The sequence below is a fragment of the Streptomyces sp. NPDC004126 genome (assembly GCF_050275515.1).
In the GTDB taxonomy this organism is placed as follows: domain Bacteria; phylum Actinomycetota; class Actinomycetes; order Streptomycetales; family Streptomycetaceae; genus Streptomyces.
Genome location: NZ_JBNNPF010000028.1, coordinates 40,486 through 53,301 on the forward strand (window position 1 = coordinate 40,486; position 12,816 = coordinate 53,301).

Annotated in this window: 17 protein-coding genes; 5 read left to right on the forward strand and 12 right to left on the reverse strand. The window is 71.0% G+C overall.

Going from position 1 to position 12,816, the window contains the following annotated elements:
• Window positions 1-36: 36 nt before the first annotated feature.
• The 3 genes from ACQKM2_RS24845 to ACQKM2_RS24855 form a co-directional block, all read right to left on the reverse strand.
• Window positions 37-561 carry an N-acetyltransferase family protein gene (locus ACQKM2_RS24845; RefSeq protein ID WP_427713353.1) on the reverse strand — a complete coding sequence of 175 codons (525 nt, stop codon included), beginning with the start codon at window positions 559-561 and terminating at the stop codon, window positions 37-39.
• A gap of 120 nt (window positions 562-681) precedes the next feature.
• On the reverse strand, window positions 682-1,845 hold the full coding sequence (gene mqnE / locus ACQKM2_RS24850; protein WP_427713355.1) for an aminofutalosine synthase MqnE: 1,164 nt from the start codon (window positions 1,843-1,845) through the stop codon (window positions 682-684).
• 61 nt (window positions 1,846-1,906) lie between these two features.
• Window positions 1,907-2,362: an Lrp/AsnC family transcriptional regulator gene (locus ACQKM2_RS24855; RefSeq protein ID WP_007264709.1), complete on the reverse strand. Its 456-nt coding sequence runs from the start codon at window positions 2,360-2,362 to the stop codon at window positions 1,907-1,909.
• Window positions 2,363-2,484: 122 nt separating this feature from the next.
• Here ACQKM2_RS24855 and ACQKM2_RS24860 point away from each other — a divergent pair, with 122 nt between their 5' ends.
• Window positions 2,485-2,619 (forward strand): hypothetical protein, encoded by a 135-nt coding sequence (locus ACQKM2_RS24860; protein ID WP_427713357.1) that lies wholly within the window; start codon window positions 2,485-2,487, stop codon window positions 2,617-2,619.
• A 5-nt stretch (window positions 2,620-2,624) separates the two neighbouring features.
• On the opposite strand, the gene ACQKM2_RS24865 is transcribed toward ACQKM2_RS24860, so the two are convergent.
• Window positions 2,625-3,296: a UbiX family flavin prenyltransferase gene (locus ACQKM2_RS24865; protein WP_427713360.1), complete on the reverse strand. Its 672-nt coding sequence runs from the start codon at window positions 3,294-3,296 to the stop codon at window positions 2,625-2,627.
• Between the two features lie 91 nt (window positions 3,297-3,387).
• On the opposite strand from ACQKM2_RS24865, the gene ACQKM2_RS24870 reads away from it, so the two are divergent.
• Complete coding sequence (locus ACQKM2_RS24870; protein ID WP_427713363.1) at window positions 3,388-4,002, forward strand: rhomboid family intramembrane serine protease; 615 nt, start codon at window positions 3,388-3,390, stop codon at window positions 4,000-4,002.
• Here ACQKM2_RS24870 and ACQKM2_RS24875 read toward each other — a convergent pair.
• The 4 genes from ACQKM2_RS24875 to ACQKM2_RS24890 all read right to left on the reverse strand — a co-directional run bounded on the left by ACQKM2_RS24875 (window position 3,995) and on the right by ACQKM2_RS24890 (window position 7,443).
• On the reverse strand, window positions 3,995-4,435 hold the full coding sequence (locus ACQKM2_RS24875) for a Uma2 family endonuclease (protein WP_427713366.1): 441 nt from the start codon (window positions 4,433-4,435) through the stop codon (window positions 3,995-3,997). The two genes, ACQKM2_RS24870 and ACQKM2_RS24875, sit on opposite strands and share 8 nt — an antisense overlap.
• Before the next feature lie 163 nt (window positions 4,436-4,598).
• The gene (gene mqnP / locus ACQKM2_RS24880; protein ID WP_427713369.1) at window positions 4,599-5,519 is read right to left on the reverse strand and encodes a menaquinone biosynthesis prenyltransferase MqnP; all 921 of its coding nucleotides are present in this window, start codon (window positions 5,517-5,519) and stop codon (window positions 4,599-4,601) included.
• Window positions 5,519-5,989, reverse strand: coding sequence for a hypothetical protein (locus ACQKM2_RS24885; protein WP_427713372.1), 471 nt, complete (start codon window positions 5,987-5,989; stop codon window positions 5,519-5,521). The genes mqnP and ACQKM2_RS24885 overlap by 1 nt, the downstream gene beginning before the upstream one ends.
• Window positions 5,986-7,443 (reverse strand): menaquinone biosynthesis decarboxylase, encoded by a 1,458-nt coding sequence (locus ACQKM2_RS24890; RefSeq protein WP_351882576.1) that lies wholly within the window; start codon window positions 7,441-7,443, stop codon window positions 5,986-5,988. The genes ACQKM2_RS24885 and ACQKM2_RS24890 overlap by 4 nt, the downstream gene beginning before the upstream one ends.
• 90 nt (window positions 7,444-7,533) lie before the next feature.
• On the opposite strand from ACQKM2_RS24890, the gene ACQKM2_RS24895 reads away from it, so the two are divergent.
• Entirely contained in the window at window positions 7,534-7,875 is a 342-nt protein-coding gene (locus ACQKM2_RS24895; RefSeq protein ID WP_427713375.1) for a PLD nuclease N-terminal domain-containing protein, read from the forward strand.
• 4 nt (window positions 7,876-7,879) lie between these two features.
• Here ACQKM2_RS24895 and ACQKM2_RS24900 read toward each other — a convergent pair whose 3' ends face one another.
• A complete protein-coding gene (locus ACQKM2_RS24900) occupies window positions 7,880-8,245 on the reverse strand; it encodes a cupin domain-containing protein (RefSeq protein ID WP_427713378.1) in 366 nt (121 codons plus the stop codon).
• A gap of 154 nt (window positions 8,246-8,399) precedes the next feature.
• Here ACQKM2_RS24900 and ACQKM2_RS24905 point away from each other — a divergent pair, with 154 nt between their 5' ends.
• A complete protein-coding gene (locus ACQKM2_RS24905) occupies window positions 8,400-8,876 on the forward strand; it encodes a MarR family winged helix-turn-helix transcriptional regulator (protein WP_427713380.1) in 477 nt (158 codons plus the stop codon).
• A gap of 71 nt (window positions 8,877-8,947) precedes the next feature.
• Entirely contained in the window at window positions 8,948-9,493 is a 546-nt protein-coding gene (locus ACQKM2_RS24910; RefSeq protein WP_427713382.1) for a hypothetical protein, read from the forward strand.
• On the opposite strand, the gene ACQKM2_RS24915 is transcribed toward ACQKM2_RS24910, so the two are convergent.
• The 3 genes from ACQKM2_RS24915 to resB are packed head-to-tail and all read right to left on the reverse strand — an operon-like array spanning window position 9,469 to window position 12,804.
• The gene (locus ACQKM2_RS24915; RefSeq protein WP_427713385.1) at window positions 9,469-9,972 is read right to left on the reverse strand and encodes an SRPBCC domain-containing protein; all 504 of its coding nucleotides are present in this window, start codon (window positions 9,970-9,972) and stop codon (window positions 9,469-9,471) included. The two genes, ACQKM2_RS24910 and ACQKM2_RS24915, sit on opposite strands and share 25 nt — an antisense overlap.
• A 25-nt stretch (window positions 9,973-9,997) precedes the next feature.
• Window positions 9,998-11,092 carry a c-type cytochrome biogenesis protein CcsB gene (gene ccsB, locus ACQKM2_RS24920; protein WP_427713388.1) on the reverse strand — a complete coding sequence of 365 codons (1,095 nt, stop codon included), beginning with the start codon at window positions 11,090-11,092 and terminating at the stop codon, window positions 9,998-10,000.
• Window positions 11,089-12,804: a cytochrome c biogenesis protein ResB gene (gene resB / locus ACQKM2_RS24925; protein ID WP_427713391.1), complete on the reverse strand. Its 1,716-nt coding sequence runs from the start codon at window positions 12,802-12,804 to the stop codon at window positions 11,089-11,091. Before resB ends, ccsB begins: the two co-directional genes overlap by 4 nt.
• Between the last annotated feature and the right edge of the window lie 12 nt (window positions 12,805-12,816).

A 12,816-nucleotide genomic window follows, 5' to 3' on the forward strand; every position in this document is an offset into this window, starting at 1 on the left:
GAAGCACGCCGGTGCCCCGCCGGGGCCCGGCGGGGGTCAGTGCAGGGGCAGCAGCATGGTGATGTCGTCGCGGTCGTCGCCGGGGGCCACGCGGATGGCGTCGGGCACCCGGCCGACCTCCTTGTAGCCGCAGGCCGCGTAGAAGTGCTCCAGCCCGGCCCCGCCGCGGCATTCCAGGCGGATGGCCTCGATGCCCTCCAGCGAGCGCGCCGCGTCGGCGAGGGCGGCCATCAGTTCGCGCCCGGCGCCGCGGCCCTGGAGGGCCGGGCCGACCATGACCGTGTACGCCCAGACCCAGTGCTTCCGCAACGGGTGCGCCTCGAAGGCGAGGAAGGCGACGGCCTGCACCGCGCCCTGCGCGTCGTGCCCGACCAGCAGCCGGTGGCGGCCCTCGGCCAGCGCGACGAGGTGCTTGACCAGCGCCGGGCGGATGTCCTCGACGGTGACGGGCGGGACGAAGCCGACCGCGCCGCCGGCGTTGGTGACCTCGGTCCACAGCTGTGCGATGCCGTCGCGCAGGGCGGGGTCGACGACCGGATCGAAGGTGAAGGTAAGGGTCATAGGGCGAGAGTATCTATTACCGATGCGGCGGGCAACGGGTTTCCGGGCCGGGCCGGAAACGCAGGAGCCCCGGACCGTCTGGGACGACGGTCCGGGGCTCCTGCGGCAAGGTGCGCGGCGTCAGACGCGCATCGCCTGCGGGGTCTCGCGGAGCGAGGCGTCCGGGCCCGGGTACTCGCGGATGACCTCGTAGCGCGTGTTGCGCTCGACCGGGCGGAAGCCGGCCTCGCGGATGAGCTCCAGGAGGTCGTCACGGCCCAGCTTGTTCGGGGTGCCGTAGTTGTCCGCGTCGTGCGTGATCTTGTACTCGACCACCGAGCCGTCCATGTCGTCCGCGCCGTGCTGGAGCGCGAGCTGGGCGGTCTGCACGCCGTGCATCACCCAGAAGACCTTGACGTGCGGCACGTTGTCGAAGAGCAGCCGGGAGACCGCGAAGGTCTTCAGCGCCTCGGCGCCCGTGGCCATCGTCGTGCGCGCCTGGAGGCGGTTGCGGACCTTGCCGTCCTGCATGTCCACGAAGTCGTGCTGGTAGCGCAGCGGGATGAAGACCTGGAAGCCGCCGGTCTCGTCCTGGAGCTCGCGCAGCCGCAGCACGTGGTCCACGCGGTGGCGCGGCTCCTCGATGTGCCCGTAGAGCATCGTCGCCGGGGTCTTGAGGCCCTTCTCGTGCGCCAGGCGGTGGATGCGCGACCAGTCCTCCCAGTGGGTGTTGTGGTCGACGATGTGCTGGCGGACCTCCCAGTCGAAGATCTCCGCGCCGCCGCCGGTGAGCGATTCGAGGCCGGCCTCGATCAGCTCGTCGAGGATCTCGGAGGCCGTGAGGCCGGAGATCGTCTCGAAGTGGTGGATCTCGGTGGCCGTGAACGCCTTCAGCGAGACGTTCGGCAGCGCCTCCTTGAGGGCGGACAGCGAGCGCGGGTAGTACCGCCACGGGAGGGTGGGGTGCAGGCCGTTGACGATGTGCAGCTCGGTGAGGTTCTCGTTCTCCATGGCCTTGGCCAGGCGGACGGCTTCCTCGATGCGCATCGTGTACGCGTCCTTCTCGCCCGGCTTGCGCTGGAACGAGCAGTAGGCGCACGAGGCGGTGCACACGTTCGTCATGTTGAGGTGGCGGTTGACGTTGAAGTGCACGACGTCGCCGTTCTTGCGCGTGCGCACCTCGTGGGCGAGGCCGCCCAGCCAGGCCAGGTCGTCCGACTCGTAGAGGGCGATGCCGTCCTCACGCGTCAGCCGCTCGCCGGAGCGGACCTTCTCCTCCAGCTCACGCTTGAGCCCCGCGTCCATGCCGGTGTCTCCTCTACCTGTCCCTGTCCAGACCTGTGTACAACCGCCACCAACCGTACTCTCAGGCGTCCTCGGGCAGCTCGCCGACCCGGTTCTCCCACTTGGTGGAGAGCACGATCGTGGTGCGGGTGCGCGAGACGCCCTTGGTCCCGGAGAGCTTGCGGATGATCCGCTCCAGGCCGTCGACGTCGCCCGCGCGCACCTTGAGCATGTAGGAGTCGTCGCCGGCGATGAACCAGCAGTCCTCGATCTCCTGGAAGTCGCGCAGCCGGCGCGCCACGTCCTCGTGGTCGGCGGCGTCGGAGAGGGAGATGCCGATCAGCGCGGTGACGCCGAGGCCGAGCTCGGCGGCGGCCACCGTCGCGCGGTAGCCGGTGATCACGCCGGCGGTCTCCAGCCGGTTGATGCGGTCGGTGACGCTGGGGCCGGAGAGGCCCACGAGACGGCCCAGCTCCGCGTACGAGGCGCGGCCGTTCTCCCGAAGCGCCTGGATGAGCTGCCTGTCCACCGTGTCCATTACGTGGAGCCTTCCATTATTCGGCGATCCTGCAAGTTTAGGTATAGAATCAAAGGCACGCAGGGTCAACACCCTGTGAATCTTTCAACAGATCAAAGACGATCTTCAGGAGTGGTTAAACCGTGTACACGATCGAGGCGGCCTACGCGCACATGCGACAGCTCCAGGAGCTGGCCAACCGATCCCGCACCGACCAGCCCGCCGCCGCCCACCGCGTCGACAAGACCCGTCGCCCGGGCAGCGCCAAGAAGCACTAGCGCCATCACTCACGGGGGCGGGCGCTGCCAAGCTCCCCCTCCCAACGGCGGTACAGCCCGTGCGGCACACCTGCCGCGTCGAGCACCCGCCCCGCGACGAAGTCCACCAGATCCTGGATGTGCGTCGCGCCCGCGTAGAACGCCGGAGAGGCGGGCAGCACCACAGCGCCCGCCTCGTCCAGCGCCACCAGATGCTTCAGCGTCTGCCCGTTCAGCGGGGTCTCCCGCACCGCGACCACCAGCCGCCGCCGCTCCTTGAGCGTCACGCTCGCGACGCGCTGGAGCAGGTCCTTCGACAGCCCGAGCGCCACACCCGCCACACAGGCGGTGGAGGCCGGGACGATCAGCATCCCCTTCACCGCGTACGAGCCCGAGCTCGGGCCGGCCGCCAGGTCCCCGGCACCCCAGTACCGCACCCCGTCGAGGTCGAACCCCGCGAAGGTCCCCGGCTTGCCGTCCGCGCCGCGGCCCAGCCACTCCTCCAGGTCCGCGCGCCAGTGCGCGTCCCGGAAGGCGATGCCCGTCTCGTCCAGCAGGGTGAGCCGCGAGGCGCGGCTGACCACCAGGTCCACACTCTCGCCCGCCGCCAGCAGCCCCCGTACCACCGCCGCCGCGTACGGCGTCCCGGACGCCCCGGAAACCCCGACCACCCACGGGGTGCGCTTGCCGTCAGTCATACCTCCGAGACTATCCGGCCACGGCGCGGAGGCACTCTGTAAGGTGTCCGCACGTCCCAGGGGGTGGGACGGCACGAGGGGGAACACCACCATGAGCACCACGACGACGACCGAGCCGGCCTGGAGCCGGACCGACCGCGCCAAGGCCGCCGCGCAGCTGATGCTGGGCTGGGTGGCCCTCCTGTGGGCGATCGAGGCGGTCGACTACGCCACCGGGCACGCGCTGGACGCATACGGGATCGTGGGCCGCGACCCGGACACCCTGACGGGCGTCCTGACCGGGTCCTTCCTGCACTTCGGCTTCGAGCACGTGGCCTCCAACAGCGTGCCCCTGCTGATCCTCGGCTTCATCACGGCCCTGTCCGGGATCCGGCGGTTCCTCGCCGTCTCCGTGCTGATCCTCCTGGCGGACGGCATCGGCACCTGGCTGATCGCCCCGTCGGACGGCATGACGCTGGGCGCCTCGGGCGTCGTCTACGGACTGTTCGGCTACGTGGTGGTGCGCGGGTTCGTCGAGCGGAAGGTGCTGGGCGTCCTGGTGGGCGTGGCCGTCGCCGCGTACTGGGGCGGAACGTTCTTCCTCGGCCTGCTGCCGCTGGACCCGACGATCAGCTGGCAGGGCCACCTGTGCGGGCTGGCGGGCGGGGTGCTGACGGCCCTGTACTTCCGCCGCCCGGCGCAGCCGCGGCCGACACTGCTCAGCTGACGGCCGCGGCCGGGTCCACCGGCAGGCCCGACGTGTCGACGGTCAGCTTCCCGATGCCGGTCTCCACCACGACCGCATCGCCGTAGGGGATCACGTCCCGGCCGCGGTAGCCGTCGGGGCCGGGGTTCCAGAGGGTCGTGCACTGCGCCTTGCAGGGGTCGAAGATCAGGTAGTGCGGGATCCCGCGCCGGGCGTACGCGCGGTCCTTGACCTCGTAGTCGTCCGCCTCCGCACCCGGATCGACGACTTCCGCCACGAGCGCCATCATCTCGGGCGGGTAGGCGTCCCGGCTCTCGCCGATTGCGGCAGCTGGAATGACGGCGAGGTCCGGGGCGCTGCCGATTCCCGTTCCGCAGGGGACCTGGCTGATGCAGCCCCATTCCTCCGGCAGACAGGCGTCCAGCGCGTCCCACACCCCCATGAGGGTGCGCATGTGGAAGGGGCGGGAGCCTCTCGGTCGCGGGGCGCCGGCCACCGTCGACGGGTTCACCGGCATCGTCTTGAGAACACCCCCGTGGTCGTGGGAAGCAGTACCCCAAGACAAGCAGAAGGGTGGCGCGCCCGGCTCCGGCCGCACCGCCCTCCGCCCGTTCGGGCTAAAGCGCGAGGCCCCGGGTGATGAGGTCGGCCAGCGCGCACACGAACAGGGCGATGCCGATGAACCCGTTGACCGTGAAGAACGCGCGGTTCAGGCGGGACAGGTCGTGCGGCTTGACGATGGTGTGCTCGTACAGGAACGCCGCCGCGACGATCGCGAGGCCGAGCCAGAGGAAGGCGCCGCCGTCGGTCAGGACGGCGTACCAGGCCAGCAGGGCCGTGGTGACCACGTGGCAGCCGCGGGCGCCCCACAGGGCGGCCGGGACCCCGAAGCGGGCCGGGACCGACTTGACGCCGTCCGCGCGGTCGGAGTCCACGTCCTGGCAGGCGTAGATCAGGTCGAAGCCGCCGATCCAGACGCCGATGGCGAGACCGAGGACCACCGCCTCCCAGGACCACTCGCCGGTGATCGCCAGCCAGGCGCCGACCGGCCCCATGGCCTGGGCGAGGCCCAGGATGGCCTGCGGGAAGTTCGTGAAGCGCTTGCCGTACGGGTAGACCACCATCGGGATGACGGCGACCGGCGCCAGCGCCAGGCACAGCGGGTTCAGCAGGGCGGCCGCGCCGAGGAAGACCACGAGGGCGATGCCCGCGCCGGTCCAGGCGGACCGCACCGAGACCGCGCCCGTGACGAGCTCGCGCCCGGCGGTGCGCGGGTTGCGGGCGTCGATCTCGCGGTCGATGATCCGGTTGGCGGCCATCGCGAAGGTGCGCAGGCCCACCATGCAGACGGTGACGAGCAGCAGCTCAGTCCAGTGCATCCGCCCGTCGAGCCGGAACATGGCCGTCAGCGCGGCGATGTACGCGAAGGGCAGCGCGAAGACCGAGTGCTCGATCATCACGAGCCGCAGGAAGGCCTTCACCCTGCCGGGCGCCTGCGGCGCGGGGCCCGGTCCGATGACGCCGTCGGCGGTGGTCATCACGCGAGGCTCCCGCGGAAGGCTTCGAGGTCGGCCGCGAGCTCCGCCGCCGGGAGGGCGCCCAGCTCAAGGGTCCGGACCGTGTCGTCGTCGTGCCCCTCGGGCGGGGTGACCCGGGCGGTGACCTCCCAGGAACCGCCGGACGGGCGGGCGTCGAGGCGCAGGAAGTTGCCCGCCTCGGCGGTGAACGCCTCCCCGGCCGCCAGGGCCTGCTGGAGCTGCTCGGCGAAGGCGTCGGCCTCGGTGTCGCGCGCGCCCGGCAGCTCGAAGCCGCCGCCGTCGCCGTCCGCCTCGAACATCAGGGCCCAGATGTCACCGGACCCCGCGAACTCCTCGGGGCTCACCCCGGCCTCCTCGGCGGCGGCGAGCACGCCGGGCTGCGTCGGGTCGATCTCCGGGCGCATCAGGGCGACGTACTTCTCCGGGGTGCCGATGAAGATCTCGGGACCGCCCACGGCAATCGGGCTCACAGGCCGTACTCCTTCCAGCGGCGGTCCACCAGGGCCGCCGTCGCCGGGTCGGACTCGACCATGTCGGGCCAGCCGCCGTCGCGGGTGTAGCCCTCCTCCGGCAGCTTCTTGGTCGCGTCGATGCCCGCCTTGCCGCCCCAGAACTGCTGGTAGGAGGCGTGGTCAAGGTGGTCCACCGGTCCCTCGACCACGGTCAGGTCGCGCGAGTAGTCGGTGTTGCCCAGCGCCCGCCAGGAGACCTCGTGGAGGTCGTGGACGTCGCAGTCCTTGTCGACCACGATGATCAGCTTGGTCAGCGACATCATGTGGGCGCCCCAGATGGCGTGCATGACCTTCTGGGCGTGCTTGGGGTACTTCTTGTCGATCGAGACGATCGCGCAGTTGTGGAAGCCGCCCGACTCGGGCAGGTGGTAGTCCACGATGTCCGGCACGATGATCTTGAGGAGCGGGAGGAAGAACCGCTCCGTGGCGCGGCCCAGCGGGCCGTCCTCCGTCGGGGGCCGGCCGACGACGATCGACTGGAGCAGCGGGCGCTTCCGCATCGTCACGCAGTCGATCTTCAGCGCGGGGAAGGGCTCCTGCGGGGTGTAGAAGCCGGTGTGGTCGCCGAAGGGGCCCTCAGGGAGCATCTCCCCGGGCTCCAGCCAGCCCTCGACCACGACCTCGGCGTTGGCCGGGACCTGGAGCGGGACGGTCTTGCAGTCGACCATCTCGATGCGCTTGCCCGCGACGAACCCGGCGAACAGGTACTCGTCGATGTCGCCCGGCAGCGGCGCGGTGGAGGCGTAGGTGACCGCGGGCGGGCAGCCGAAGGCGATCGCGACCGGCAGCCGCTCGCCGCGCGCGGCGGCGACGGCGTAGTGGTTGCGGCTGTCCTTGTGGATCTGCCAGTGCATGCCGATGGTGCGCTTGTCGTGGCGCTGGAGCCGGTAGAGGCCGAGGTTGCGGACGCCGGTCTCGGGGTGCTTGGTGTGGGTGAGGCCCAGGTTGAAGAAGGACCCGCCGTCCTTGGGCCAGGTGAAGAGCGCCGGGAGCTGGTCGAGGTCGACGTCGTCGCCGGTGAGGACGACCTCCTGGACGGGCGCGGACTCCCCCTTCACCTTCTTCGGCGGTACGTGGACCATCGAGCCGAGCTTGCCGAAGGCCTCGCGGACGCCGATGAAGCCCTGGGGCAGCTCGGGCTTGAGGAGGCCGCCGATCTTCTCGCTGATCTCGCCGTACGACTTGAGGCCGAGGGCCTTCAGGAGGCGGCGGTCGGTACCGAAGACGTTCATGGCGAGCGGCATCGCCGAGCCCTTGACGTTCTCGAAGAGCAGGGCCGGGCCGCCGGCCTTGTTCACTCTGTCGACGATCTCCCCGACCTCCAGGTACGGGTCGACTTCGGCCTTGATGCGCTTGAGGTCGCCCTCCCGCTCCAGAGCCCGGAGCAGCGAGCGGAGATCGTCGTAAGCCATGGAGCCCAGTATCCGTCACCCCATACCCTGGAACCGTCACCGGGGCCCCGCGCGGGCCCGTCGTCACTTCCCGGGAGTCGGTCCCACACCGTGCTGCGCTACCTGCCGTTCCTGCTGATCCTGGCGCTGACCATCTACGCCTTCATCGACTGCCTGAACACCCCGGAAGAGGAGGTCAAGCACCTGCCGAAGACGGTGTGGGTGCTGATCATCCTGCTGTTCTCGATCGTCGGCCCGGTGGTCTGGCTGTTCGCGGGCCGCAAGCGCTCCGCGGTCGGCGGCGGGGGCGGGGGCCGGGCGCGCCGGCAGCAGTGGGTGGCGCCCGACGACAACCCGGAGTTCCTGAAGTCCCTGCGCGAGGAGCAGGAGAAGAACAGGGACAAGGACGGCGACAAGGGCGGCGACCAGGACAAGGACAGGGACAAGGAGTAGGGCGTCACTGCGCCCAGGGCAGGACGCGGGTCCCCTCGGCGCCGGGGACCGAGGCGACGCCGTCGGCGCGCATGACCACGTACGCCTCGAAGCGCTCGGGGGCGTGGATCCGGCGCAGGACGCCGGGCGGCAGGACGAGGGTCCGGCCGGCGGAGACCTTCTCGGTGCGGCCGTCGCAGGTGACCTCCAGGGAGCCGGCGGTGAGCTGCCAGACCTGTTCGCGGCTGACGGCGTGCTCGGGGCCGGTGGCTCCGGCGGGCATGTCGACGTGCCAGGTGGAGAGCTCGGAGCTGCCGCGGCTGGGGGCGGCGAGGCCGGTCATGGTGGCGTTGGGGGAGGCGGTGACGTTCTCGGGGGAAGCGCTGATCACGTGCAAGGCGGGTCCTCTTCCGTTTCCGTGGAATGCCGTGGAATGCCGTGGAATGCCGTGGCGTGCCGCCGCGGGGTACGCGGCGGCAGACCTAAGTAAAGGTTCTTTACTCACGCGAGTCAAGGGACTTTACTCAACATGCCCGCATGCCACCATGGACCGCGTGACTTCCAACGAAGAGACCCCCGGCACCGAGCTGGCGTTCCTGCTCGGCATCGGCTTCCAGCTGGTGCTCGGCGAGTTCACCCGGCGCCTCGCCGACGAGGGCTACGCCGACCTGCGCCCCGTGCACGGCATGGCCTTCCAGGCCCTCAAGGGCCCCGGCGCCACCGCCAGCGAGCTCGCCGAGCGGCTCGGGGTGACCAAACAGGCCGCCGGGCAGATCGTCGACGACCTGGAGAAGCGCGGCTACGTCCGGCGCGAGCCGCACCCCGGCGGCGGGCGGCGCAAGCTCGTCGTCCTGACCCCGGCCGCCGAACAGCACCTGGCCACCGCCGGACGCGTCCTGCACGGACTGGAGGCGGAGCTGGCCGGACGGGCCGACCTCGGCGCCCTGCGCACGGAGCTCGCGCACGTCATCCGCGCCCTGCACGGGGGCGAGGGGCTCCCGCCGCTGCGCCCGGTGTGGTGACCCGGGGGGCGTGACGAAAAGCGGCCGGAAAGATCATTGAACGCGTTCAACCCCGCTGGCAGAATCAGGCCATGCCACCGCCGCGTACCCGGCCCGGGATCCGCATCCTCGACACGGTCCTGCGCAACCTGCTCGCGTACGGGGTGCTCACCTGCGCCCTGCTCGCCATGACGGGCGGCTGGGACCCGCAGCGCCACGACGCGCGCCCCGTCCCCGCCGTGTACGACGCCGACATCTCCGAGATCGTCGGCACCTGGCGCTGCGTCGACGGCACCGAGGTGGTCTTCCGGGCCGACGGCAGCGCCGACGTCACCCTCCTCGACGGCCAGGACCGCGACTACGCCGCCGGCTGGCGGCTCTCGGGCCCCGGCTCCTGGCGGCTCACCGCCGAACAGCCCGCCGGCCGCACCCTCGGCCAGCACCTGCGGCTGCGGCTGCCCGCCCCGACCGCCACCGCCGCCCGGGCCGGCACGGGCCCCCCGGCGGGGGCGCCCCAGCGCTACGCCTGGACCTTCGAGCTGCGCCGCGACGAGCGCGGGGCGCTGGAGCTGTACTTCGGGTTCCTCCTCGGGAACGGCCCGGCCGGCGGCTCCTACGTCCTGGAGAAGGACGCGTAGGAGGCGCGCAGCTCCGCCCAGCGGACGTCGGTCCAGGCCGCCCAGTCCGTCGGGTGCCCGGCCATGAGGGCCTCCAGCCGCTCGAAGTGGTCGTGCCAGCCGGCCAGGCAGTCCAGGCGCTCCTCCTCGGAGCCGCCGCGCTCGTTCAGGAAGCGGACCACCGTCGAGTCGGTGCCGACCGCCTCCAGGTGGAAGCGGATCCGGCCGTGCTCGGAGACCGTGTACTCGGCGACCCGCTCGGTGTCCCAGGCGGTGACCTGCCCGGACACGGTGGTGCCGGTGTTGGGCCAGCGCAGGGTGACGGCCCCGCCGAGCCGGCGTTCCAGCACGTCCGCCGCCGCCAGCCAGCCGATCAGCCCCTCCGCGGTGGTCAGGGCGGGCCACAGGGCCTCGTACCCGTACGGCAGGTGCATCTCGAAGCGGATGGTCCAGCGGCCGGGGCCGCGCGGCTCGCTGGTGGCATGGCTCACAGGAGACATACCACCAGCGTCCCACTCCCCCGGGTCAGACGCCCGCGTACGAGTGCTTGCCGCTGAGCAGGATGTTCACGCCGTAGTAGTTCCAGATCCAGCAGGCGAAGGCGAAGAGCGCCAGGTAGGCGGCCTTGCGGCCCTTCCAGCCGGCCGTGGCCCGCGCGTGCAGGTAGCAGGCGTACGCCACCCAGGTGACGAAGGACCAGACCTCCTTGGGGTCCCAGCCCCAGTAGCGGCCCCACGCGTCGCCCGCCCAGATGGCGCCCGCGACGATGGTGAACGTCCACAGCGGGAAGACCGCCGCGTTGATCCGGTACGAGAACTTGTCGAGCGAGGCCGCCGAGGGCAGCCGCTCCAGCACCGAGCTGCGGAACTTCCCGACGGTGCGGCCCGCCTCCAGGTGGCTCTCGTAGCTGTCGCGGAACAGGTAGAGCACCGCGCCGGCCGCGCCGATGTAGAAGACCGCGCCGCAGAAGATGGCGGTGGAGACGTGGATCCACAGCCAGTACGAGTGCAGGGCCGGGACCAGCTGGTCACTGTCGGTGTAGAGCCAGGTGGTGGCGATGCCGAGGTCCAGCAGGACCGTCGTGACCAGGATCAGGCCGAGCCAGCGGACGTTCTTCTTCAGTACCAGGAGCAGCAGGTACGCGCCGACCGCGACCGTGGAGAAGGTCACCGAGAACTCGTACATGTTGCCCCAGGGGGCCCGCTCCACCGACATCGCGCGGGAGACCACGCCGGCCGCCTCGATGAGGAAGCCGAGCACGGTCAGCGAGACCGCGATCCGCCCGTACAGGTCGCCCTGCTCGGTGCCGCCGGCCGCGCCCGGGCCGTCCGGGACGTCCCGGCTGCCCGAAGCGGAGCGGGTGATCACCTCCGGCTTGTCGAGGACGGCCGTACCGCCGCCCTTGCCGCGGACCTGCACGGCGGGGGCCGCGCCGGCCGCCGCCGCCTTCGACGCCGTCAGCGCGGCGGCCGTACGGCCCACCTTGCTGCGGCTGCCGAAGACCCACTCCGTGATGTGCGCGAGGAAGGCGAGCGTGTAGACCGCCATCGACGCGTACACCAGCTTGTTGCTGAGATCGGCGAGGCTCTCGTTCGTCGCCGCCGCGAGCAGCGTCGTCATGCGCGCTCCCCTTCTTCTTCCTCGGTGTTTCCGGCTTCCGCCGGTTGCGCCGGGCTCGGCGCCCGTTCGTACAGGGCGGCGCAGAGCACCGACAGCTCCTCCGGCAGCTTCGCCGACTCGCTGCGGCCCAGGCCCGCCAGTTCCACGACCGTCAGGCCGTCCTCGTCCCGGACCGCGCGGACCCAGATCCGGCGGCGCTGGATGAACAGGGACGCGGCGAGACCGCCGATGGCGACGAGGGCGCCGGCCAGGGCCAGCCCGTTGGCGGGCTGCTGGGTCACCGAGAAGGTGGCCCAGCGCTCGATGCCCTCGAACTTCACGGTGCCCGCGCCGTCCGGCAGGGTCATCGTCTCGCCCGGCAGCAGCCGCTGCTTGAACAGCTGCCCCTCCGGGTTCTTGAACTCCTGCATCTTGGAGGTGTTCAGCTGGTACACGTTCTGCGGCAGGCCCGCGTCGACGCCCAGGCTGCCGTGGTAGGCGCTGAGGGCGAGGACGGGGAAGTCCAGGGCCGGGAACTGCGAGAGCATCGTGCCCTTGCCCTCACCCGCGAAGGTCGGCACGAACATGGCGTTGAAGCCGAGCTGCTCCTTGTCGCCGTTCTTGTTGCGGTAGCCGTCCGGGACCTTGACCGCGCCCGAGGAGCTCAGGTTCGCGTCGAAGGGCAGCATCGGCACGGCGTCCTTGTAGATCACCTTGCCGGTGGGATCCGTCACCGAGATGACCGGCGCGTAGCCGTGGCCCAGCAGGAAGATCTTGGAGCCGTCGATCTCCAGCGGCTTGTTGACCTCGATCTCGGCCTTCCTCGGCTCCCCGTGCGCGCCCTCGCTGTAGGTGACGTACGCCTTGAAGTCGCGCGGGGTGCCCTTCTGCGGGCCGGTCTTCTCGTAGCTCGCGTCGAACTTGTCCAGGGTGAACGAGAACGGCGGCAGGTCGTCGGAGGAGAAGAGGCTGCCGGACTTGAAGTCGTCGTACTGGGTGAGCGTGTTCGCGAAGCCCTTGCCGCGCAGGACGAGCTTGCCGCCCTCGGACTTGAAGAGCTGGCCGCACGCGAAGGCCACCAGCATCACGATCAGGGCGATGTGGAAGGCCAGGTTCCCGGCCTCGCGGAGGTAGCCCTTCTCCGCGGCGACGGCGTCACCGCCGGACTCCGTACGGAAGCCCCGCTTGCGCAGCAGCGCCTTGCCCCCGGCGAGGACCTCCTCCGGAGGGGCCTCCGTACGCCACGTCGCGTACGCCGGCAGCCGCTTCAGGTGGCGCGGCGCGCCCGGCGGACGGCCGGTGAGCTGGCCGACGAACTGCCAGGTGCGCGGGACGATGCAGCCGATCAGCGACACGAACAGCAAGATGTAGATCGCGGAGAACCACACCGAGCTGTAGACGTCGAAGAGCTGGAGCTTCTCGGCGACCGGCACCCAGAACTCGTGCGTCTTCTTCCACTCGGCGACCTTCATCGGGTCCACCTGCGTCTGGGGGACGAGGGAGCCCGGGATGGAGCCGAGGGAGAGCAGGAACAGCAGGATCAGCGCCACGCGCATGGAGGTGAGCTGGCGCCAGAACCAGCGGGCCCAGCCGACCACCCCGATGCCGACGGGGGCGGCCGCGCTCTCCTCGGCGGGGGCCGTGGAAAGCTGCGCTCCGGCGGCGGCGTCGACGTCGACGTCCGCTTCGTTGTCCGTGGGCACCTCGACGGGTGCCTTGTCGGTCGTACTCATGTCCGTGTAGTC